13 protein-coding genes are annotated in these 23,132 nt (G+C 47.8%); 10 read left to right on the top strand and 3 right to left on the bottom strand.

Annotation, left to right across the window (positions count from 1 at the left end; translation table 11 throughout):
* Positions 1-266 precede the first annotated feature (266 nt).
* From recD to recB, 3 genes are read left to right on the top strand one after another with little or no spacing between them, the layout of a single operon-like run.
* The gene (gene recD / locus L3C95_RS11430; protein WP_236386084.1) at positions 267-2,072 is read left to right on the top strand and encodes an exodeoxyribonuclease V subunit alpha; all 1,806 of its coding nucleotides are present in this window, start codon (positions 267-269) and stop codon (positions 2,070-2,072) included.
* Positions 2,073-2,088: 16 nt separating this feature from the next.
* On the top strand, positions 2,089-5,280 hold the full coding sequence (gene recC / locus L3C95_RS11425) for an exodeoxyribonuclease V subunit gamma (RefSeq protein WP_236386085.1): 3,192 nt from the start codon (positions 2,089-2,091) through the stop codon (positions 5,278-5,280).
* A 16-nt stretch (positions 5,281-5,296) separates the two neighbouring features.
* Positions 5,297-8,761 (top strand): exodeoxyribonuclease V subunit beta, encoded by a 3,465-nt coding sequence (gene recB, locus L3C95_RS11420; protein ID WP_236386086.1) that lies wholly within the window; start codon positions 5,297-5,299, stop codon positions 8,759-8,761.
* Between the two features lie 11 nt (positions 8,762-8,772).
* On the opposite strand, the gene L3C95_RS11415 is transcribed toward recB, so the two are convergent.
* Positions 8,773-10,011 (bottom strand): glycosyltransferase, encoded by a 1,239-nt coding sequence (locus tag L3C95_RS11415; RefSeq protein ID WP_236386087.1) that lies wholly within the window; start codon positions 10,009-10,011, stop codon positions 8,773-8,775.
* Positions 10,012-10,303: 292 nt separating this feature from the next.
* On the opposite strand from L3C95_RS11415, the gene L3C95_RS11410 reads away from it, so the two are divergent.
* The 6 genes from L3C95_RS11410 to L3C95_RS11385 all read left to right on the top strand — a co-directional run bounded on the left by L3C95_RS11410 (position 10,304) and on the right by L3C95_RS11385 (position 17,219).
* A complete protein-coding gene (locus tag L3C95_RS11410; RefSeq protein WP_236386089.1) occupies positions 10,304-12,619 on the top strand; it encodes a DUF5703 domain-containing protein in 2,316 nt (771 codons plus the stop codon).
* 58 nt (positions 12,620-12,677) lie between these two features.
* Positions 12,678-14,159 (top strand): alpha-amylase, encoded by a 1,482-nt coding sequence (locus L3C95_RS11405; RefSeq protein ID WP_236386090.1) that lies wholly within the window; start codon positions 12,678-12,680, stop codon positions 14,157-14,159.
* Between the two features lie 114 nt (positions 14,160-14,273).
* Positions 14,274-15,785 (top strand): S10 family peptidase, encoded by a 1,512-nt coding sequence (locus tag L3C95_RS11400; protein WP_236386092.1) that lies wholly within the window; start codon positions 14,274-14,276, stop codon positions 15,783-15,785.
* Between the two features lie 49 nt (positions 15,786-15,834).
* Entirely contained in the window at positions 15,835-16,404 is a 570-nt protein-coding gene (locus L3C95_RS11395) for a Crp/Fnr family transcriptional regulator (protein ID WP_236386094.1), read from the top strand.
* Between the two features lie 72 nt (positions 16,405-16,476).
* Positions 16,477-16,629: a hypothetical protein gene (locus L3C95_RS11390; protein WP_236386096.1), complete on the top strand. Its 153-nt coding sequence runs from the start codon at positions 16,477-16,479 to the stop codon at positions 16,627-16,629.
* A 251-nt stretch (positions 16,630-16,880) separates the two neighbouring features.
* Entirely contained in the window at positions 16,881-17,219 is a 339-nt protein-coding gene (locus L3C95_RS11385) for a DUF4260 domain-containing protein (protein WP_236386097.1), read from the top strand.
* Between the two features lie 18 nt (positions 17,220-17,237).
* On the opposite strand, the gene L3C95_RS11380 is transcribed toward L3C95_RS11385, so the two are convergent.
* Positions 17,238-19,328: a S9 family peptidase gene (locus L3C95_RS11380; protein WP_236386098.1), complete on the bottom strand. Its 2,091-nt coding sequence runs from the start codon at positions 19,326-19,328 to the stop codon at positions 17,238-17,240.
* A gap of 165 nt (positions 19,329-19,493) precedes the next feature.
* The gene (locus L3C95_RS11375; RefSeq protein ID WP_106602516.1) at positions 19,494-20,159 is read right to left on the bottom strand and encodes a response regulator transcription factor; all 666 of its coding nucleotides are present in this window, start codon (positions 20,157-20,159) and stop codon (positions 19,494-19,496) included.
* Between the two features lie 1,221 nt (positions 20,160-21,380).
* On the opposite strand from L3C95_RS11375, the gene L3C95_RS11370 reads away from it, so the two are divergent.
* Positions 21,381-23,117: a gliding motility-associated C-terminal domain-containing protein gene (locus tag L3C95_RS11370; RefSeq protein WP_236386099.1), complete on the top strand. Its 1,737-nt coding sequence runs from the start codon at positions 21,381-21,383 to the stop codon at positions 23,115-23,117.
* Positions 23,118-23,132: the final 15 nt, after the last annotated feature.

Genomic DNA, 23,132 nt, shown 5'->3' with positions numbered 1-23,132 from the left:
CCGAATTGTGGATAACTTTTACATCCCACCTCCTCCGACCATCAAAGACTAAAACCATGTCAAAGGCATGTTAAAGGCATGGATAAAGCATGTCATCGTGGCCCAATTTTGGCCATGCCAATAATTCAGACAAGCCCTTCTGTCAATCCCCTGAAATCCCCCCGCCGTGACAAAGAAACCGGAAAATCCCCCTGTGAAACAACAACGATAAAAATCGTAATTTCACAGATTGCCCAACCGCGAGGCGACAGGCAACGAAACGAGATATGCATACAATCAACGACGTCCACCAGCAATTTGCAGAATACTTCCAGATACCGGCGCTAAAGCCGTACGCCTACCTGCTTTCAAGAAAGCTGAGTGAAGGCCATATCTGCCTGCACCTGGGTAAACGTATTGAAAATAACGGAGAACTGCCCGCATTCTGCGACAATCTGCCGGTGGGTAGTAAGCAGTTACAACACATACCGCTGATAGCAAAGAATGGCAGTGATACGCAGCCATTTGTGCTGTACCAGGAACGGCTGTACCTGCAAAGGTACTTCCGGTATGAAACGATCTTCCTGCGCCGCATCCACCAGTTCCTCGCCACGGAAAAGACAGTGCTGCAGGAAAGACTGGACATGCTGGAAGCAAACCGCGCATTCATTAGCAGGCTGTTTGCCGCAGGGCCGGCATTCAAAGCAGACGGCGGCGATCCGGCAGACTGGCAACTCAGTGCTGCCGTAACAGGAGTGCTGAACAATTTCACGATCATCACCGGCGGCCCGGGTACCGGTAAGACCACTACTGTGGCGAAGATCCTGGCTATACTCTACAATCTCGATCCGTCTCTCAAAGTAGCACTCGCAGCTCCTACGGGGAAGGCCGCGGCACGTATGGCAGAGAGCCTGCGGAACACACAGCTGCCGGTGGATGAGACCATTACCGCACAGTTCCAGAGCCTGACACCGAGTACTATTCACCGGCTGCTGCGCTCCAAAAAAGATAGTCCGTACTTCGCATATAATGCAGAAAATCCACTCAACTTCGATGTCGTTATCGTGGATGAATGCTCGATGATCGACGTAGCCTTGTTTGCCAAACTGCTGGACGCTATTGGTGCAGGAACAAGACTGATACTATTGGGCGACAAAGATCAGCTGGCCTCCGTAGAGGCAGGTAGCTTGTTCGGCGATCTTTGTCAGGCACAGGATGCACTGAACCTTTTTACGGCCGGCAGGCTGGCACTGATCAATTCCTTTATTGCCGATGAACAAAGGAAACTGCCGGTTACACAGGTGAAAGAAGGCGACACACATCCGCTTTTCCAACACCTGGTAGAACTGCGTCGTAGTCACCGGTTCAGCGGAGAAAAAGGGATCGGTAAGTTCAGTAAGGCGATCATCGCTAATGACCGGACGGCGATACAAAGCTTCCTGACGCCGGGAGCCGATGAACAGGTCGTCATCGATCAGACGTATTCAAAAGAATTGTTCAGGGATTTTGTATCAGGTTACAGCGCGTTTATTGTGGAGAATGATATCCGTGCAGCGCTGCAACTGTTGAATGATCTTCGTGTGCTGTGTGCGATCAGGGAAGGAGAGGAAGGGCTGTACGCTATCAACAGGGCTATTGAAAAGATCCTGCATGATAAAAGGCTGATCCGTGTAAATGCAGACTTTTATGAGAACCGTCCCATTATCCTGACGCGTAACTATTACGAACATGGCCTTTTTAACGGCGATACGGGCATTATTCGCCCGGATGAAGATGGAGTGCTCATGGCATGGTTTGAGGACAGTAACGGGGAGCTGAAGGCTATTCTGCCCGGGTATCTAACGGAGGCAGAAACCGTATTTGCCATGACCATCCATAAAAGCCAGGGATCAGAATTTAAAGAAGTGATGGTGATCCTGCCAAAAGCGAAGGATGTGCCCATCCTGACACGGGAATTATTGTATACCGGTGTTACCAGGGCAAAACAGAAAGTGTATGTGCAGGCATCAGCGGACGTGCTGACGCTGACAGCAGAACGCTTCGTGGAAAGAGCTTCGGGTATCGGTCAGCGTTTTACGGATGACCATCCCTGACAATTGAATAACACTTATGGCACTATATCTGAAAGTGTCCAATTCCCTGGAGGTACTCTCCATGGGATTGGCACAGGAACTTAAAGCTTCTCACAGCCGGGTGTTTGAACAACATCTCATCGTTACACAGACGGAGGGTATGAACAACTGGCTGAAACTGCAGATGGCGGAATACCTCGGTATTGCCGCCAATTGCCGTTTCCTTAAACCGAATGACCTCATCCATCAGATCTATTTCCTGATGGATGGCCACTATACTGAAATGCTTTCCGGCAGGAACCTTACCTGGCTGCTCTACAAACTGCTGGGAGAAGACGCCTTCCGCGAAACTTATCCCGCCGTGGCTACTTATTATCACAATACTGAACCGGATAGCGACCTGAAACGAATGGCGCTGGCTGAAAGAACAGCTGACCTTTTTGACCAGTACCAGATCTATCGCCCGGAGATGATCCGTGAGTGGAATGAACAGGCCGAAGATCCGCTGGCAAAGATGGACTGGCAACAATACCTCTGGGGCAAAGCCAAGAAAGTATCAGGTAATACGCTGCCGGATAAAACGATCGTCGGACAACACATCCTCGATATGCTGAAGAATCCTGATCAACAGGCCCTGCTGGCGGAGCGTATGAGTACCGTACATCTCTTCGGCCTTTCCATCATCACAGCATATCACGTGCAGATACTGCATGAACTGTCTGCTTTTATTGATGTTCATTTCCATATTATCAACCCGTCGCCGGAGCTTTACTGGTTTGAAGATAAGAGTGAGAAACAGCAGGCCCGCTGGCGGTTAAAAGGCCGTCCGCTGCTCGAGTCAGACGTGGCGGGTAATCCGCTGCTGATGGGCTGGGGCCGGGTAGTACAGGATACCTTCGGGCTCTTCTTCCAGTATGATGCTTTTATCAATGCCTACGACAGCGAAGGAGTAGTAGTACCGGAACCGGATACCTTGCTGAATAAGATCCAGCATGATATTTTTAACAATGCCAATGAGAACAGGAACCGCATCTTCCCCGAAGATATTGAAGATGGGTCCATCACTATCAATAACTGTTATACCGTTGCCCGTGAAGTGGAAGTATTGTACAACTACCTGGTGCATCTGATAGACAGAAAAAAAGAGACATTGTCGCCCCGTGATATCGTAGTCATGGTGAGGGATATTGATGCCTATGCGCCCTACATTAAAGCGATCTTCAATAACGCTCCTTATAAATTCCGCTACACGATAGCGGACGAAAGTTACGCAGACAGCGATAACCTCTTCAATGCACTGCATGCCATCCTACGGTTGAATGAAGAGAACTTTAAGGCGGAAGAGGTGTTGCAGCTGCTGGATTCATCCTATATCAGGAAACGTTTCGGAATCAATAATGTGCCATTGGTACGTTCCGTAGTAGATCAGGCAAATATCCGTTTCGGCATACATGGCGCGAAGGAAGATGAAACCTTCCTGGTGAGCTGGAAATATGGTATCAGGCGGATCATGTTCGGCATCTGTATGAGCGGTGGTGAAGAATATGGTAAAGGTGATGACAGTTTCTTCCCGCTCGATATCCTGGAAGGCAGTGATAGCCTGGAAGTGATACGTTTCTGTCACTTCGCCGAGGTATTGATCACAGCTGTGGAAGAGCGTAAGAAGGAACGCAGTATCAGCGGCTGGGTGGAGTATATAGAAAACCTGCTGCACAACATGGTGTACGAGCCCGATGAAGAAGTGGATGAAGACTATAACACGCTGATGCAGCAGCTGGCAGACTATAACCTGCTGAATGAATATATGAGTGATACCGTGACGTTTGATGTGTTCAGTCACAGTTTCCTGCAAACGCTGACGGGTACTACCCGCACAGGCCTGTTTGTGAATGGCGGTATCACCTTCTGCTCGCTGATCCCCATGCGTAGTATTCCTTTCAGGGTGGTAGCTATGCTGGGACTGGATTACGATAAGTTTCCCCGTCGGGAGCAGCCCATTGGTTTTAACCTGATGGAGAAGAATAAACAACGGGGCGACCGTAACGTAAAGGATAACGATAAACACCTTTTCCTGGAAACAGTATTGTCGGCCCGTCAGTACTTATACATCAGTTATGTGGGACAGAGCGCCAAAGACAATAGCCGTATGCCCCCTTCCGCACTGGTGGATGAACTGCTGGACTATATAGAAACCGGTACGGATGAACCGGACCTGGTGCGAAGTCAACTGGTGACCCGGCAACCCTTACAGGGCTTTAGCAGGAAGTATATGACGGGAGATGAACGCTTGTACAGTTACCTGAATACAACCGTGCCGGAGCGACCCATTACACGGGCCGGTAAGGTGATGGAGCCGCTGGTACTGGAAGAGGTAGACCTGGATGAACTGGTACGCTTCTTTAAAAATCCTTTCAAAGCATACTATAACAAAGTATTAGGCATCTACTATAACGATGAGCAGGTATTGCTGAATGAAACAGAGATCTTTCACCTGGACAGTCTGCAGAAGTGGAACCTGAAGAATGAGTTGCTGCAGATGGATGCGAATGCCATCGCTAATATGAAGATCCGCCTGGTGAAGACTGGCAGACTGCCCTTGAAGAATATGGCATATGTAGCTTTGCAGCAGATTGAATCGGAAGTACAGCCCGTGCGGGATAAGTACAGGACCTGTATCAATGGTGCTGAGGAGCAATCCGTACAGGTGAACCTGGACATAGAAGGGACCTTGCTGAAAGGTACTATTCACAGCGTGTTCGATGGTAAACTGGTGCAGGTGTCGTGGTCGAAACGGGAGGATAAATACCTGATAGAGGCATATATCCGTTATCTCGCAGGCAGAGCAGCAGGCGTGCTGACAGGCATGTGTTTCATTTCAGGAGCCAGTAAGCAGGAGGCCTTTGAGGCAATGCCACTGGAGCAGGATGAGGCATTAAGAAGATTAACAGCATTAATGGATATATTCAGGGATGGTTTTGAACGTATCACACCATTCTATCCTGACTTTGATATTAAACCTGCAGATGTGGCAGACCTGGACTTCGGCAAGTTTGTGAAGAAGGTGGATAAGGCCCTGGACAAAGGAGACGATCGTACAGTAGATCCTTATATTTTCCGCGAATATGAAAACGGCTTCTTCAGTGATGAAGCCACACTGGATACTTATAAGATCATCTGCGCGCATGTACTGCTGCCGCTGGCAGAATTGATACCGGGTTATTACAATTAATACAGGCAAGAACACAATGACTGAACATATTAACTACCAGTATTTTGACGCAGGTACTGTGCCACTTCAGGATAGCAACCTGATAGAGGCCAGTGCAGGTACAGGAAAAACGTATTCCATCGCCATTCTTGTATTGAGGCTGGTGTTGGAAAATGCATTGTCTGTAAAAGAGATCCTGATGGTGACCTTTACAAAGGCTGCTGTCGCTGAGTTGGAAGAGCGTATCCGGATGTTTGTGCGGAATGCTTACAAGGCCAGTCAGGGTCTGGAAATAAAGGACGACAACATCCTGCGGCTGGTAGAAGAAGCAGTTGAGCGTAATGGCCTGGAACAGGTACAGCAGCAGTTGAAAGACGCGGTATTGTTCCTCGACGAAACAGCGGTATTGACAATACACAGTTTCTGCCAGAAGACATTGAACGAATTCGCCTTTGAAACCGATCAGCTGTTTGGTGCAGAGATGATACAGGATACCCGCACGCTGATAGAGAAAGAAGTACAGAAGTTCTGGCGCAAATATGTGACTACCCTGCACATCCGCCTGCTGGAAAAGATCTGGGAACCAGGCATGATGCCTGGTATCACAACTGCGCTCAATGAGCATATGGGAGGTAAGCGCTATTTCGCCTACGAACCAGGTAAAAGATATCAGATCAAAGCAAAGGAACAGGAGGAGTGGTTACAGCAGCTGGATGCGGTGGATGACAGGAGAGATGCGGCTGAAAAGGAGCTGACGACCTTTGTGAAGGATAATATAGACCGGCTGAAAGCATTGTGTGAAGGCAATCAGTACGCGAAGAAAGCGCTCCTGCCATGTGTCGATGATCCGGCGCAATTCATTGGTGTTATAAAGGAAAAGCGTAGCTCTGCAGGGTACATCGCCAAATTGTTCCCCGATCTGCTGGAACGCCTGGATAAAGTAGCCGCCCTGGATGAAGAACGTAAAGGCATCGTGCAGCAGGTGATCAGCCGCTTGTATTGTTTTGCGATAGAGGAAATTGCAGCAGGCGTTAAAGGTTATAAGAAACGTAATAACCTGCTGAGCTATGATGACATGATCACTAACCTGCACCGCTCACTGGTGGAAAAGAATAATCCGCAATTAGTGAAGGTGCTGCAGGAAAAATATAAGGCAGTATTTGTGGACGAGTTCCAGGATACAGACAGGATGCAATATGAGATCTTCGAGAAGGCATTCGGCACAGACACTATCCTGTTTTATATCGGCGACCCTAAACAGAGTATCTATGCATGGCGTAAAGCCGACATCTTTACCTATTTTAAGGCCAGAGCCAGCGTGCAGCATGTGTATGGTATGAACCATAACTTCCGCTCCTCTGAGCCGTTTATAGCGGCGATGAATACCTTCTTCCTGCCGGTGCCGGATTTCGATACTTTCTATTTCAATGGGGAAGGGAATGCGATCAACTACATTGAAGTGGAGAGTCCCGAAAGGAATACAAAAGGGCGTTTATTCAGAGGCGAAGAAGCAGATGTACCTATCACGGTTTTTAATGCTTCCAACAGCAATGAACTGACCGAAAGTGTAGCGGCACAGGTAGCTTTGCTGTTGAGAAGCGGGGAATATACTATCGGGAATGAAGAGAACCGACGCCCTGTCAAACCTTCTGATATTGGTATACTGGTGCGTACCGGCAGACAGGGAAGGGAAGTGAAGGCCCAGTTGGCGAAACTGGGAGTACCTGCTGTAACGGTAGATGACGCCAGGGTTTTACAATCCGAAGAGGCTACCTATCTCTTATACCTGCTGGAAGCAATGCTGGAGCCAAACAGATCTTCTATCAACCGGGCCTTATTGTCGCCTTTTACGAATCTCAAACTGGAAGATGTGCTCCTGCTGGATGATGAAGTTACACTGGCTTTTTTTGGCAACTACAAGAACCGCTGGCAGCAGGATGGTATTTATACTGCCATGATGGACTTCATTACAGACTTTAATGTTCGTAACATATTACTGCACGCACATACAGAAAGCGGGGAACGTGTTATTTCCAACCTGTTTCAACTAACAGAGCTGGTGCATCAGATCCAGAGCCGTAAGAATTTATCGATGACGGAACTGGTATCATGGCTGAAACGGGGAATAGATGGTATGGCCACAGAAGGAGATGAATATGAGCAGCGGGTGGAAAGTGATGAAGAAGCGGTGAATATTGTGACCATTCACAAGAGTAAAGGCCTGGAATATAAGATCGTCATGGCCCCCTTCCTTGATTTTGTGGAGAACAAGCACGCTGAGTTCTTCAGCTTCCGTGATCCTGTTACGGGCGATTATGTGGGGGTAGAAAAGAAACGTATGACGGATGAACAGCGTAGCTCCTATGCCCGTCAGGCAGAGCAGGAGAACAGACGTCTGTTGTATGTTGCCATCACCCGTGGTGTATATAAGTGTTTTGTATTCCGTAATAACAGCAAGTACTATAGCAATTCCACCTTATTGACCTTTCTGCAGGCGCTGATAGCCGCAGCGCCGCCTCCCGATATTATAAAGTTTGAGCAGGACCTGCCGGTAGCGCCGGAACAGGATGCGAACCGGAATACCGGAGCAGTGGCGAATACCGGTACAGACGTACCTGTCAGGTTTGTGCTGAAAGAGCAGAACTGGCGGAAGATGAGTTATACCATGCTGGCAGCAAAAGCTGAACAGAGCCTGAAAGGACGTCCTCTGCAGCAGGAAGATCCATATGAGACATTCATCTTCCATACGCTGAAGAGAGGTGCGAAGACAGGTAACTTGTTGCACTTCCTGTTCGAGAACATCAACTTCTCTGAAGATAGCCGCTGGGAGAAATGGCTGACAGAAACCATCCGCCGCTTTGTACCGGGGCAGCAGGAAATATACGCACCTATGCTGCGCCAGCTGCTGGAACATGTGTTACATACCGACATCCATGTAGGAGGACAAACCTTCCCGCTGTCAGCCGTTGTATGGCATAAACGTATCCCGGAATTCGAGTTCGACTTCCCTGTGTCAGCCTTCTTTCCTGATATGTTGAATGGTCTTTCTGACGACAGGACCAGCGTGATCGTTCGCCGTTTCCATGAGCATGGCAGTCATGAGCTGGAAGGGATCATGAATGGTAAAATGGACCTCTTCTTTGAGCATGAAGGAAAATTTTACATCCTTGACTGGAAATCCAATTACCTGGGCGACTCACCGGCAGACTATGCGCCGGCTGCTTTGTCTGTCGCCATGAATGAGAACAACTATCACCTGCAATACCTCATCTATACACTGGCAGCGAAGAAGTATTTAGAAAGCCGCCTGCATGCATTTAACTACGAAAAGCAGTTTGGTGGCGTGATCTACTGTTTCGTAAGAGGGATCAGAAAAGGGCAGCCTACCGGCATTTTTACCAGTAAGCCACCCTTGACGAAAATATTGCAGCTGGAGAATAGCCTGTCGCCCAATATCAATAAAAAACAGCCACCACAGCAAAAGCTGTTTGATATCTATTAAACCATATTGTTTCACGCAGGCCGCTTCATCAGCAGGTCTGCCACATATCCCGCACTAAGCGGAATAGGGTCGTATTGGTTGAATTCTTCCATCAGCCTCGATATATTCGTTTTATACAGAGGGGTCTCCATTATAACATCAAATGCTTCACTGATCTGATCTGCACGGGGATTTTCTGTATGCAGGTTAATACCATACTTCATGTATCCAATCCTGGCAGATGTTTCGTTCTTGCACTCGTCTGTCCCAGCTGCAATGATGGGAACGCTGTGCTGCAGGCTTAATAACACGCCGCCATAACCTCCATTGGTGATAAAGGCGTCTGCATAAGGCATCACATCCTTGAAAGGAATATAATCTTCAATGATCACATTCCGGTAAGGATATCTTGTACGTAATACTGCCGTATTTGATCCGCCTGTTGTGACGATAGTGAGCACATTCGAATCGCGGAATGCTTCCAGCGCAGGAATGATGATCTTATTAATATCTTTTTCTGTTCTGCCCTGTGTAACCAGTACGATCTTGCTGTATTGATGCAGCCTGTTATCAAACCAGGGTGCTCCTTTTTTCCCAACTGAATAGGGGAGCAGGGCGCCTATATACCGGATGTTGCTTCCCATATCTCTGCGCTGGTATTCCAACCCGGGAGTGCCTATCTGCAGGACGAGGTCAGCGTTCTTTACAATACTGTCCAGCATATTGACACCTTTGTTCCTGATGCCATATCTCCTGAAGACCTGCTCATGTACTTTACGGGATTGTTTGAACAGTATCTTATCTATGAGAAAACGTAAAGCTGCTTGTTTTAACCGGCCGAAAAAATGATAGGAGGGAGGCATACCAAGACCATAGGGAGGCAGGTCGCGGGATGCTTCTGCCAGCGGTACTACGCCAATGGCGATCACAGGTACGCCGAGTATCTTACGAACGATAGGAGCGGCGGTGAACATGTTGTCCACTATCAGGATATCGAAAGGAAATGCCTCATAGATGTAGCGGATGTCCTCAAAGTGTCTGACGGTAGCTACATGTTCATCATTTACAGCCCTGTGTTTTCCCGGTGTGTAATGATAAATGTACAACTGGTGGAATTTAGCGGTATAGTATTTCGATGCATACCATCTTACATCACACCCCAAATCCTGTAAATACTTCGCTAAACCTGTCAAAGGATCAATATGGGCATCAGTTGAGATAGTAGCAAATAATACTTTCTTACCGGCAAGTTGTTCGATACTACTTGTCATAATAAAATATTAAAAGCGTATGTGATAATGCTTGTAAAAGAATAGCGTTACTAAGGTTTACAGCATTAACCTTAATGGTTATTATGTTGACAGGAACGTTGCACAGGAGTTGTAGGTTCAGCGTGTAAGTGAAGTTGTTCGTTCGATAGAGTGATACAAAGCTAAGGGATTTCTGATGATAAAAACACGCGCTTGTCGAAAAAAGAAATGTTGTAGTCCCCTTTTAGGATAATCTATTAATTGTCAGCTTAACGACTTATTTTAGGGGCATTTAAATCCGGTTCCATGTATTATGAAAGGCGTTAATACCCTGCCATTAATCTTGTGTCTGAGTCTGGCTGTAATCTTTTGCAGGCATCATGCCATAGCACAGCAGACGCCTGTTTCCCGTTATGACGTGTCCTGGGATACACCGGGTAAAAGTGCTGCTGATGCCATGCCCTGTGGAGGAGGAGATATTGGGCTGAATGTCTGGGTGGAAAATGGAGAGGTACTATGCTATCTGTCAAGAAGCGGCACATTTGATGAGAACAATGCCATGTTAAAACTGGGAAGGGTGCGACTGAAATTATCCTCAGGGCCGCTTGGGCTGAAAGGATTTAAGCAGGAGTTAAAACTGCAGCAGGGAAGTGTGCGGATCCGGGATGAGCATACGGATATGGAGATATGGGTGGATGTATTTAATCCCGTAGTACATATCGATATAAAGAATGATGATCCGGTGAAGGTGACCGCTACTTATGAATCATGGCGATATGCAGATCACCTCATTACAGATACCAGAGAATGCCGTACAAATTCCTATAAGCGCTTACAATCATTCCCCATTACAACCTATAAAGATGATATAAGTTTCCAGGGAAATGATGTTGTTTTCTATCACCGTAATCGTGCCGGTGTGCAGGATGTTTTTTCATATACGGTACAAATGGAAGGGATGGGAGCAGTGACGGACCAGTTGTATGATCCTTTAAAGAATAACACCTTTGGCGGCATGATGCGGGGCGATCAGATGGTAGCAGCAGGAATAGATTCAGGTACTTACGCAGATGCGGCTTATCGCGGATGGTCTTTGCAGAGTAAGAAAGCGGTGCGTTCACAGCATCTGACAATAGGGCTGGAAGTGGCACAAACTGCCGGTGTCAGTGAGTGGAGCGAAGCGTTGCAGTACATAATGGAAACTGCGGGTAGCAACCGGGATGCAGCCCGGCGTAAAACACTGGCATGGTGGCAGCAGTTCTGGGACAGGAGTTACATATACATAGATAGTAAAGATACGGCAGCAGTAACTGTCGGACGCAACTACCAATTGTTCCGTTATATGCTGGGATGTAACGCCTTCGGCAAATGGCCGACTAAATTCAACGGTGGTCTTTTTACGTTCGATCCGCGTTATGTCAGTGCACAGTATCCTTTCTCTCCCGATTTCCGCCTCTGGGGTGGCGGTACGATGACAGCGCAGAATCAGCGGCTGGTATACTATCCATTCCTGAAAAGTGGAGATGCCGATCTGATGAAAGGACAGTTTGATTTTTATCTGCGGATAAAGAAGAATGCGGAACTCCGTAGTCAGACATACTGGGCGCATCCTGGCGCCTGCTTTACAGAACAGATTGAGAACTTCGGCTTGCCTAACGTCACCGAGTACGAACCTAAAAGACCTACCGGCGCCGATCCCGGCGTGGAATATAATGCATGGCTGGAATACCAGTGGGAAACAGTGTTTGAATTTTGCCTGATGATGCTGGACGCGAACCGTTACACCGGCATATCAAATCCTGAACATATTGCATTCATCGAAAGCTGCCTGACTTTTTACGATGAACATTACCGGCAGCTCGCAAAGAAAAGAGGTGTTAAAGAACTGAATGAAAAGGGACAATACATACTGTTCCCAACATCAGCAGCGGAGACCTTCAAAATGACCTACAATTCCACAACAGTTATTGCTGCTTTACAGGTCATCCTGCAAAGAATGTCTGAACTGCCGGAAATACAGGAAGACACATTGCGTCTGGGCAGGATCTTACAGATGAAGAAAAGAGTGCCGCCTATTGCGTTGACAGAATTCACCGGACATACAACCATTGCACCGGCGCTTGCCTGGGAAAGGGTGCAGAATACGGAGACACCACAATTGTACCCGGTTTTCCCCTGGGGTATCTACGGAGTGGGTAAGCCTGACCTGCATATTGCGCGCAACACCTGGGAATATGATCCACATGCGGTGAAATTCCGCAGCCATGTAGGATGGCGGCAATACAACATTTTTGCTGCGCGCCTGGGACTGACAGCAGAGGCGGCAGCACTCACGAAACTAAAGTTCGCCAATGGTCCTCACCGCTTTCCCGCCTTCTGGGGGCCCGGCTTTGACTGGACACCCGATCATAACTGGGGAGGAGCCGCCATGACCGGTTTACAGGAAATGCTGTTGCAGGTGGATGGAAACAAGATCTACCTGTTACCCGCCTGGCCGGCAGAATGGAATGCGGTGTTCAAACTGCATGCACCCTACAATACCATTATCGAAGGAAAGGTGAGTAATGGTAAAGTGGAGCAGTTGAAAGTGACACCCGCCGCCCGGGAGAGGGACGTGATCATCATGTAAAACACGGTGGCATGTGGTTTGTACCCCATTCATATCTTTCCCCAATTAATGATAACGGATGAAAAACGGTACAATGATGCAATACTTCCACTGGTACGTACCAGGCGACGGAAGTTGGTGGAACAAAGTAAAACAGGAAGCACCGAAACTGGCTGCCCTGGGTATTAACGCCGTTTGGCTGCCGCCTGCCTATAAAGGTGCAGGTGGTATCGACAGCCGTGGTTACGATGTATATGACTTCTATGACCTTGGTGAGTTTGATCAGAAAGGAACAGTACGTACCCGTTACGGTACCCGCCAGGAATACATCGACGCTGTCAAAGCTATTCATGACGCCGGTATGCAGGCATATGTGGACATTGTGGTCAACCACCTGATGGGAGGTGATGAAACAGAAAAGATAACTGTCAGGAGAGTAGATCCTGAAGACAGGAATAACTTCACTTCTGATCCAATGCTGGCCGAGGCCTATACCAAATTTGTTTTCCCCGGACGTAAAAGAACTCATTCTGCATTTATATGGGATCATCAGTGTTTTACCGGCATAGATCATATCACCGGATCTGACGAAGATGCGATCTTCAGCATACAGAATGAATACGGTGAAAGATGGGAAGATGTAGTGGACGAAGAAAAAGGCAACTTTGATTTCCTGATGGGTGCTGATATCGAATTCCGGAATCCCGCAGTGCGTGAAGAAATAAAGCGATGGGGAGAATGGTATTACAATACTGTGAAGCCTGATGGCTTTCGACTGGATGCGGTGAAACATATTACGCCTGGTTTTATGAAGGAATGGCTGGACCACATGCGGAAAATTACCGGCAGGGAGCTTTTTGCTGTAGGAGAGTACTGGGCTGCCGACGACGTAGAACCGGCATTGAAATATATCGACGCCATTGAAGGAAGAATGTCCCTGTTTGACGCATCTTTACATCATAACTTCTTTGATGCAGCCAAAGCGGGCAAGGAGTATGATCTTACTACCATCTTTGAAGGCTCGTTGGTATTGCAGCAGCCTGCCCTTGCGGTGACTTTGATCGACAATCATGATACACAACCACTACAGACGCTGGAAGCTCCCGTTGAGAACTGGTTCAGGCCAATAGCGTACTCCCTGATATTACTGCGTGAACACGGTTATCCCTGTGTTTTCTATCCCGATCTGTATGGTGCAACCTACACCGGCGAAAATGAGGATGGAGAGGAGGTTACGATAGAGCTGGCGCGTGTGGAGGGACTGGACAAACTGCTCGCCGCCCGGGATCAGTATGCTTATGGCCCGCAAAGGGATTATTTCGACCATCCCAATTGTATTGGCTGGACACGGGAGGGAGATGAAGAACATAGCGGTTGCGCTATTGTGATCTCCAACTCAGAGGAAGGAAACAAACACATGGAAATTGGAAAGCGTTACGCAGGGAAACCGTTTAAGGATATATTGGGCAGGCGTGGGGAGGAAGTCGTGATAGACCAGGAAGGATGGGGCGATTTCCGCTGTGCTGCGGGTGCAGTATCAGTATGGGTGCCGGGGGAATGATAGTAGCTGGTACATCGCGAACAGCAAACGGGGATTTTTCCTTTTATCCCAAAATTCGCTGTATAGCCGATTGCTTCTATTATATTTACCCTGAAACCATTTATCAATCAATTTATGACCAACAAGATCTTATTGCCCCTGCTGCTTACAGGTGCAGTCATTGCGCGGATGGCTGTATTGCCGGCACAGGCGCAGATGAAACCCTCGCCTTCCAGAGTATTGGCTGTTGACTCTTCCGTAGTAACCAAACATGAAGTGACGATCAAAGGCCAGCGGGTGCCTTATACCGCTACCGCAGGCAGCATTCCCGTGTGGGATGATGAAGGCAAACCTATTGCCGGTGTGTTTTATACTTACTATGAAAGAGATGATGTAAAAGATAAATCCGGCCGTCCGCTGGTGATCTCCTTCAACGGAGGCCCCGGTACGCCTTCCGTATGGATGGAGATCGGTTATACCGGTCCGCGGATGCTCAACATAGATGATGAGGGCTACCCGGTACAGCCCTACGGTATGCGCGATAATCCGCATTCCATCCTGGATGTTGCCGATATAGTGTATGTAGACCCTGTGAATACAGGCTATTCCCGCCCCGTGAGTAAAGATATTCCCGGCAGCAAGTTTTATGGCGTGAATGCTGATATCAAATACCTGGCGGAATGGATCAATACTTTCGTAACCCGCAAAGGGCGCTGGGCCTCTCCCAAATTCCTGATAGGCGAAAGCTATGGTACCACCCGTGTATCCGGACTGGCGCTGGAGCTGCAGGATGCGCAGTGGATGTACCTGAATGGTGTTATTCTCGTATCGCCGACAGAACTGGGTATACTGCGTAACGGACCATTGGACGCTGCCCTGAAACTGCCTTATTTTACGGCTACTGCCTGGTACCATAAAAAGCTGCCCGCCGACCTGCAGCAGAAAGATCTGAATGATGTACTGCCTGAAGTGGAAAACTTCACGATCAATGAGCTGGTCCCTGCATTGTCAAAGGGCGGCGCGCTGGATGATGCACAACGTAAAAACATCGGCGCCCGTATTGCACGTTACAGCGGATTGAAGGAGCTGGTGGTGCAGGAAAATAACCTGGATGTGTCTACGAACCTTTTCTGGAAAGAACTGCTGCGTGACCAGGGATATACTGTCGGCCGGCTGGATTCCCGTTACAGGGGTATAGATCGTCAGACAGGTGGCACAAGCCCTGACTATAACGCAGAGCTGACTGCCTGGTTACAGGCCTTTACACCAGCTATCCACATCTACCTGCGGGATGAACTGAATTACAAAACAGACCTGAAGTATAACATGTTCGGCGATGTGCATCCCTGGGACAGGAAGGATGACAAGACAGGTGAGAACCTGCGTCAGGCCATTGCCCAGAATCCTTTCCTGCACCTGCTGGTGCAATCCGGGTATTACGATGGGGCCTGCGATTATTTCAATGCCAAATACAGCATGTGGCAGCTGGACCCCAGCGGCAAACTGAAAGACCGTCTGAAATGGGAAGGTTATCGTAGCGGGCATATGATGTATTTGAGAAAGGATGATCTGGCTGCAGCAAATGAGAACCTGAGGAAGTTTATCATGGAATCTATCCCGGCCAAAGGACAGGCCGCAAAATATTAAAACAGGAGGCTCCGTACAGGAGCCTTCTTTCTTTACCGTAATATTGTGTATGCAAAGGCTCATCGCACATATCAGCAAGTTTATAGACCTGACGGAAGAAGACAAGGAGATCATACTGTCCTGCCTACAATACCAGGAGGTAAAAAAGAAAGAATACCTGCTCCGGCAGGACGCCATCTGCAATGCCAATTATTTCATTTTAAAAGGTTGTTTCCGCCAGTATTACATTGATGAAAAAGGATCTGAACAGATCATCCATTTCGGTATCGATAACTGGTGGATCACTGACTATAACAGCCTGGATAGAAGAATGCCCTCACAATACTTCATACAGGCCGTAGAACGCTCTGAAATAGCTGTGCTGGACTGGAGAGTTCAGGAGGAGCTTTTTGCCAAAATACCAGCCCTGGAACGTTATTTCAGACTAATCCTGCAAAGGGCATATGCTGCCTCCATGCAGCGCATCCGGTACATCTACGATTTTACCGGCGAAGAACGTTATTATCATTTCAGCAACCTGTATCCCGAATTCCTGCAGCGCATCCCGCAATATATGGTGGCATCCTACCTGGGTTTCACACCCGAATTCCTGAGTAAGATCAGGGCTAAGAAAATCTGAACAGTCATTTCTTGAAGGGAAACGCCTTTCTTTTCCCAGGAAGAAAGAGCCATCCTGGCCCTCACCGAAGAGGTGACCCTGATCAGCAATCATGTGAGCGATGCCACGTATAACACGGCCATACAGGTGCTGGGCGAAAAGCTGACCGCCCAGGTAATGATGGCGGCCGTGGCTATCAACTCCTGGAACAGGATAGGGATTGCCACCAGGATGATGCCTGCATGAATATAGTTAGTATAGTATAGCAATATAGTGGGACCTATAACCTACAGGCGCTGTACTATAGCGTTAAAGGCACTATTCTATAGCCATCGCTATAGAATAGTGCCTTTAACGCTATAGTACAGCGCCTGTAGATAGACAGTGGATACGGATACGTACCATAGTCGTACACTGTTGTTACCCTCCTGACCACATGCCTCCGCAATTCATATAAGTAATTATCTTTATGCCCGGCCTAAACCTGCCTGTAATTAATGAAAACCATACTTATCCTGGAAGAACTGGCGCTTTTCCTGCTCGCCATCCTTGCTTTTCACCTGCAATCGCCATATGCCTGGTGGCTGTTCCCGGCATGTATCCTGTTACCCGATCTTTCCATGCTGGGCTACCTGGCCGGCAACCGTACCGGCGCTTTTATTTACAACCTGGTGCATCACAAAGGCATCGCGCTGGCCGTTTATCTGGCTGGTCTGTACTTCCGCCTCGACTGGATCGTTTTCACCGGCATTATCCTGTTTGCCCATTCGGTAATGGACAGGATGTTTGGTTACGGTTTAAAGTATGAAACCGGTTTTAAAGACACACCTGGGTAAGATCGGGAAATAATAGTCTTACTTTTTCAGATGTCTGATCAGGAATGCGGAGGTCGCTTTGTCGACCGTAAGCCCATTACTGTATTTCATCCAGTGATGGGTATCGTCGGGAATAGCGAGATACTCAAATGGCACACCTTTGTCCTCCAGCCGGCGGAAAAGGTCGATGGTCTGGCCGAAATCCACATTGCGGTCGTCATCAGCATGAATGAGCAGTACCGGCGAGGTCCAGGTGCTGACATAGGCCACGGGCGAGGACAACCATGACACTTTTAAAGCGGTATCAACATCCGGAGCCGGGTTGGCAGTAGGAGGAGGTAGAAATTGCGTACGGTTATGCACACCGTGTACATCTACGCCTGCGGCGAATAGTTTTGAGTCCCTGCCCAGGGCGTGTGCGGTCAGAAAGCCTCCATAGGAGCCACCATATACACCGATCTTTTTAGCATCCACCTGCGGTTGCGCCGCCAGCCATTCACCGGCAGCTTTGATATCCTGGTATTCTGATGCCCCGATGATGCCGGCATGCGGCGGCTTATGGAATTCGTAGCCATAACCGATGCCCAGTCGGTAGTTCACCGACAGTACTATAAATCCCTGGCTGGCCAGGTATTGGTTCACAGCGTAAGCATTGGCATAATAGTCCATGTAGTGCCAGCCGAGCAGCATCTGGCGCTGAGGGCCGCCATGGATGTATACAACGGCAGGATGTTTTGCTGCCTTGTTTTTTGGTTCAAACAGCTGCGCATGCACCAGTGTGCCATCAGGCGCTTTGAAGGTAACCGGCTTCGGTGTCACCATCTGCGCCGCAGGGAAATTGCCTGGCAATAGTTCCTTGCCTATTACACTGGGAACGCCTTTCTGAAAAGGCATCACTGCAGGCAGTAAGGGTTGCTGTGCAGTACCGGCAAATGTGGCAATCGTCTGGCCATCGCCGGTTACGACAGGGTATGTTTCAATACCATCCCCCGAAGTGAGTATTTCCATCGCTGCTTTATCGACCGGTACGCGGGCGAGATGCCTGCGGTCTATGTCGGTAGCTGTGGAACCCGTATTGGCGCTGAACACGATCCATTTCCCGTCAGAAGTTGGCTCAATATGTTCGGCCATAAATGCGCCTGGCGTAAGTAACAGTGGTGTGCCTCCTCCTGGTGCGATGGAATAGAGATGTGGCCATCCATCGTGGTAGGAGAGGAACACGATCCTGTCATTCACGGGCCAGTTGAGATTCGTACCACCATCCGTGGTTGGAATGGAACCGCGTAGGGTAACGGGCGCTTTCCATAGCAGCCGGCCTTCTCCGCTGGCTACATCTGCTGTCCAGATAGCCCAGGGCTGGTGTCTCCTGGCCAGTAGTGAATCGGTAGCACCACCGGTACCGGGTATACGGATAAAGGCGATCTGTTTGCCATTGGGCGACCAACGGGGCGAAAAGTCTTTGGAAAAGCCAGGGGCCATCCATTGCAGCGGAGTACCTGCGTTGCGGTATACACCAATATAGGAATGATCATTACGGTTGTTCGCAAATGCAAGTCCGGAGCCATCGGGCGCCCATACAATACTGTGACAGGATCCTTTGAGCGTAAGCAGGTTCCGGGCGGGAGCAGCGCCGTCTGTGGGAGCGATCCATATCTGACCGCCCTTGATGAACGCAACGCTGTCGCCACGGGGGGAGATGACGGGAAAATCGCCTTCTGACAATACTTTGGCAGTACCACCAGCAAAAGGTACTGACCATACTTCAGTTTTGGGAGGTATGGGCTGGTGGGTGGCATTCACAGGATTACTGCTTTCTTTTCCACCATGATCACCTCCACGGGTATACACTACCCATTTACCGTCAGACGATATAGACAGGCTGCTGATCTCCTGTCCGTCGTCCTGCGTGTAGCCGGTGAGTTTCCGGGGAGTAAAATCAGGACCGGTGGCAACATATACATTCCTTTTTCCCTGTTCATTCAACGCCCAGGCAATACTACTGCCGGTGGATGCGCTGGTAAGCAGGGAGGGGAAGGGATAACTGGTAACCGCCTCCATCGTAAACTGTTGAGCGTTTACGCAGTATATGTGCAGGAGAAGGGTTGTGGAGAGAAGGATACTTCTGATCATGAGTAGCAGGAGAATTAAAATCAGGAATTAAGAATCAGGAATGAGAAAATACGAATACAAATTGACATTCCGATACTTTAGTCAATTCATTACAGCCGGCATCGGTGAAGAAGCGCTGCTGTACTGAGTTGCTGGTTCCTGACCCTTAATTCCGATTTCAGTGGGCTACTGTTTCTGCTGCTGTATAATATTCCTGATCACAAATTCAGTCAGCGCGTTGCGCCCGGCAATACCAAGTTTGCCGGCGATCCTGTACCTGTGATTTTCGATAGTACGGATGCTCACATTTAATTCATCAGCCATCTGCTTGGTGCTTTTGCCTTCTGCGATCATTTTTATGATGCGGTTTTCAGCTTTACCAAGCCTGTGATACAGTGCCTGTTGTGCGGTTGATGAGTTAGCAAGAGATACACTTCTGGTTTCGTCAGGTGTATGCACATGATTGAACTTGGCAAAACGGCCCAGTCGCGAGCGAATACTGAGCAGCAGGTCGCGTTTTCTGAACGGCCTTGCCAGATAATCATCTGCGCCAAGGTTCATGGCCATGCGCATTTCCTGTTTGTTATCTTTTACACTGATGAAGATCAGCGGAATATGATCAAAACCAGGGTCGTTCCTTAGTGCCATAATGAAATGATGCCCGCCTGTTCCGCGCAGGTGTGCACCACAAATGATAAGATCGGGTTGCTGTTGCTGGCAGATGATGATTCCTTCTTCTTCTGAGGAGGCTGTATGGATGTCATAAGATTGGGTAATCAATAACTGCCGGGTCTGTCTTACAAATACCTGATCCTCATCTACAAGTAAAATTTTATAGACTGCAGTATTCATCAGAAAAGTGTTTGCAGGTTGATATACAGGTATGAATGTAACCGATTACAATACCCATATACATGGCGGATACTGGTCAGGCATTAATGGCTCCGGTCTCCGCAGGCCAGAATTACTCGTGTAATAACAGAATGGAATGGTCGTGTGCATTTTAAATTGGTTAATATTAATGAGTTAGCGGTAGAATGCAGACACACGTATGGCATAGTTTTTTTCCGTTGCGCGTGCAGCCTCCATCAGCTGTTTTTAAACATGGTCTTTCAGGTAGAAGATATGGGAATGGTCTTTCCAGTGGCGTAAATATGAATAGAATAACGGGTGCGATTTCAACTAATGATCTTCGTCATATATAAAATAAGCGCTAGTACTCAAAAAAAGGTGAGCATATACTTACTGCTTATTCCCGCCGGGCCTGGTAAAGCGATCTAGGTAACTACATTTATATTAGTAAATATAGTGATTTGTTCACATATAGGAATTTTATGCTGTGAATGAGGGAACAGAGAGAATCTCATAGAAATAGGGTAAAATAATATTACAGAAAATGTCATTTTGAAAATATGCGTACAAGGGTGATAAGAAAAGTTATCCACATTTCGGGTCGTTTCCTTGTTTAAAAAATGTGAATAACCACATTCTTCGTTGGGCCGGTAAGGGTAGTTATAACGTTCAGCCACCATATGTTTATTGTATGAGTTAAAATATATATTTGAATGCCCCGAAGCCTTCATCAGCAAGGTTATTCCAATGGTCATATGTATATAAAATATCATGTGATTGATCCCGGAAAATGGCCATTTTTATATGCCAAATTGCATAGTATGTGCCCCAATTTCATTTGTAATGTTTTGATTTATAACCGAGAAGTAGGAGGGGTTAATGCTCATTAATTTTTAAAAAGATATTGTTTTATCAATAAATATAGATATTTTTATATTCGAATTTACTATATCCTTGACTGTCGGATATTTATAAATCATAATCCTAAACCAATGAAGAACGCTGCCTTATACGAATTGTGGACTGCTCTGAGAGCAATTTTCCATATGCCTGACCACCGTCCCCGGCTTGCCCGGATCTATATATATAATAAGAGGACAATTGGTGCACGGCGTTTCTAATGAGAGCAATACATTGGTACAACAGCATTCAAAATACACTACTTGCAGTAATCCTAAGCCTATGCGCATAAATTATAACTCTCGCTTAAATCTGCAAACGATGATGCAGCAGCGAGTTGGCCTGGTCTTTACCGATATTAAAAAGATGTCTGATCGCTGCCTGTTCATGCTACTTTTTATAGTAGGTATGACCTGGTTGCCAGCGAAGGCCAATATTCCGACAGCCGGAAAAAAAGCAGCTACCGGTATTACCGTTAACGGTAAACCATATACCAAATCCGTTGACATTTGGGTAACATATTCCTACAACGGTTCCGGTGCTGACGGCGCCGTAAAGGTGGGAGACCAGATCGACTATAAGATCTTTATTAAAAATACCGGTGATGAAGCCCTCACAGTGCGTGTAGTGGACACACTGCCTGTACACACCATTTTCTATGGTGCTTCTCCAGGCGGTACGCTTAATAATGATGTACTGTCATGGAACAACCTGCCACTGGCTCCCGGCGCACAGACCTCAGTTTCCTTTTCCGTGAATGTGGATGGTGCTTTAACCGGTGTAGACTATATTAATAATACCGGTTATGTAGACATCGGAGATGGACTGGGATTAAAGCACACTTTCGCACCTGCGGTTGACAACAACATCAACTCCGCTATAGGTGTCGACAAAGGATGGCCTGCTACAAGGACCCCGGTTGATAATGGTATGAACTCCATCGCCTGGATGAGCGTGAACTACACCGGTACTGGTCCGAACAATACTATCCAGTCAGGCGACCTGGTTACTTATGTAATACACGTACAGAATACAGGTACCGAGCAACTGAAAGATGTGGTGATTCAGGACTTCGTTCCCATATATACCAACTTCTACGATGCACCCGACGCAGCACCTGACGCTAATAACCTGCTGCAATGGACGATCCCTTTACTGGATCCGGGACAATCAGTTGTCCGTTCTTTCCGTGTAAGGGTGGCGACAGACCTGACAGGCGCTAAAGCTATCGTAAATACAGCGACCGTAAATAACGGGAATGGTAAAGGATTCGTTGAAACATTGCCATCCCTCGCTACCGATCCTAACCAGCCAGATCCAAATGGCGCAGGTAAAGAATCTACTACTATTCCTATCGTGAGTGTGACTTCTTTCGAAGGATGGAAAATAGTACTGAATGCCAGCGGTGAGGCCAGTGTAACTTCAGGTGAAGAACTGTCATATATTATATATGTACGCAACACAGGTAACGTTACTATCCCTACCCTCCAGGTAAGTGATCCTGTTCCTGCACTGACGACTTTCGTATCTGCTACAGATGGTGGTATCCACCTGGTAGGTTCCAACACAGTAATGTGGGCAGTAAATAACCTGGCTGCAGGTGCAATTGCCACACTCCACTTTAAAGTAAAGGTTGATCCGCTGCCTGATGGTATCAAGAGTATCGATAACACAGCAAGGATACAGATCGGTGGTAACTCCGACTCTACGTCCAAAGCAACATACCACTGCGACCCTAAAGAAGCAGGTTGCGATAAGGGAACCGTAACAAGTATCAAGACAGCCGGTAAGGCTGCAGGTATGGTGATCTCCAACGTGGTAACACCAAACGCAGATGGAAAGAACGACCACTTTATAGTAAGAGGAATTGATAAATACCCTGACAGTCAACTGTTCATCTTCAACCGTTGGGGAGGCATTGTGTACCAGGACAAAAACTATCAGAACACCTGGGATGCGACAGGATTAAGCGAAGGTACCTATTACTACCGCCTTGAATTGAACAGCCCTACCGAAGGAGTAAAGGTTTTCAAAGGCTGGGTAATGATTATTAGATAATGAACTGTGATCCTA

It is taken from the genome of Chitinophaga filiformis (genome assembly GCF_021646545.1).
Taxonomy (GTDB): Bacteria; Bacteroidota; Bacteroidia; order Chitinophagales; family Chitinophagaceae; genus Chitinophaga; species Chitinophaga filiformis_A.
This window is presented reverse-complemented; position numbering and strand designations above follow the sequence as displayed.

What these genes read in the sequence shown, in the direction of transcription:
- recD (WP_236386084.1), top strand. Translation starts at nt 267, where the DNA reads ATGCATACAATCAACGACGTCCACCAGCAATTTGCAGAATACTTCCAG.
- recC (WP_236386085.1), top strand. Translation starts at nt 2,089, where the DNA reads ATGGCACTATATCTGAAAGTGTCCAATTCCCTGGAGGTACTCTCCATG.
- recB (WP_236386086.1), top strand. Translation starts at nt 5,297, where the DNA reads ATGACTGAACATATTAACTACCAGTATTTTGACGCAGGTACTGTGCCA.
- L3C95_RS11415 (WP_236386087.1), bottom strand. Translation starts at nt 10,011, where the DNA reads ATGACAAGTAGTATCGAACAACTTGCCGGTAAGAAAGTATTATTTGCT.
- L3C95_RS11410 (WP_236386089.1), top strand. Translation starts at nt 10,304, where the DNA reads ATGAAAGGCGTTAATACCCTGCCATTAATCTTGTGTCTGAGTCTGGCT.
- L3C95_RS11405 (WP_236386090.1), top strand. Translation starts at nt 12,678, where the DNA reads ATGAAAAACGGTACAATGATGCAATACTTCCACTGGTACGTACCAGGC.
- L3C95_RS11400 (WP_236386092.1), top strand. Translation starts at nt 14,274, where the DNA reads ATGACCAACAAGATCTTATTGCCCCTGCTGCTTACAGGTGCAGTCATT.
- L3C95_RS11395 (WP_236386094.1), top strand. Translation starts at nt 15,835, where the DNA reads ATGCAAAGGCTCATCGCACATATCAGCAAGTTTATAGACCTGACGGAA.
- L3C95_RS11385 (WP_236386097.1), top strand. Translation starts at nt 16,881, where the DNA reads ATGAAAACCATACTTATCCTGGAAGAACTGGCGCTTTTCCTGCTCGCC.
- L3C95_RS11380 (WP_236386098.1), bottom strand. Translation starts at nt 19,328, where the DNA reads ATGATCAGAAGTATCCTTCTCTCCACAACCCTTCTCCTGCACATATAC.
- L3C95_RS11375 (WP_106602516.1), bottom strand. Translation starts at nt 20,159, where the DNA reads ATGAATACTGCAGTCTATAAAATTTTACTTGTAGATGAGGATCAGGTA.
- L3C95_RS11370 (WP_236386099.1), top strand. Translation starts at nt 21,381, where the DNA reads ATGATGCAGCAGCGAGTTGGCCTGGTCTTTACCGATATTAAAAAGATG.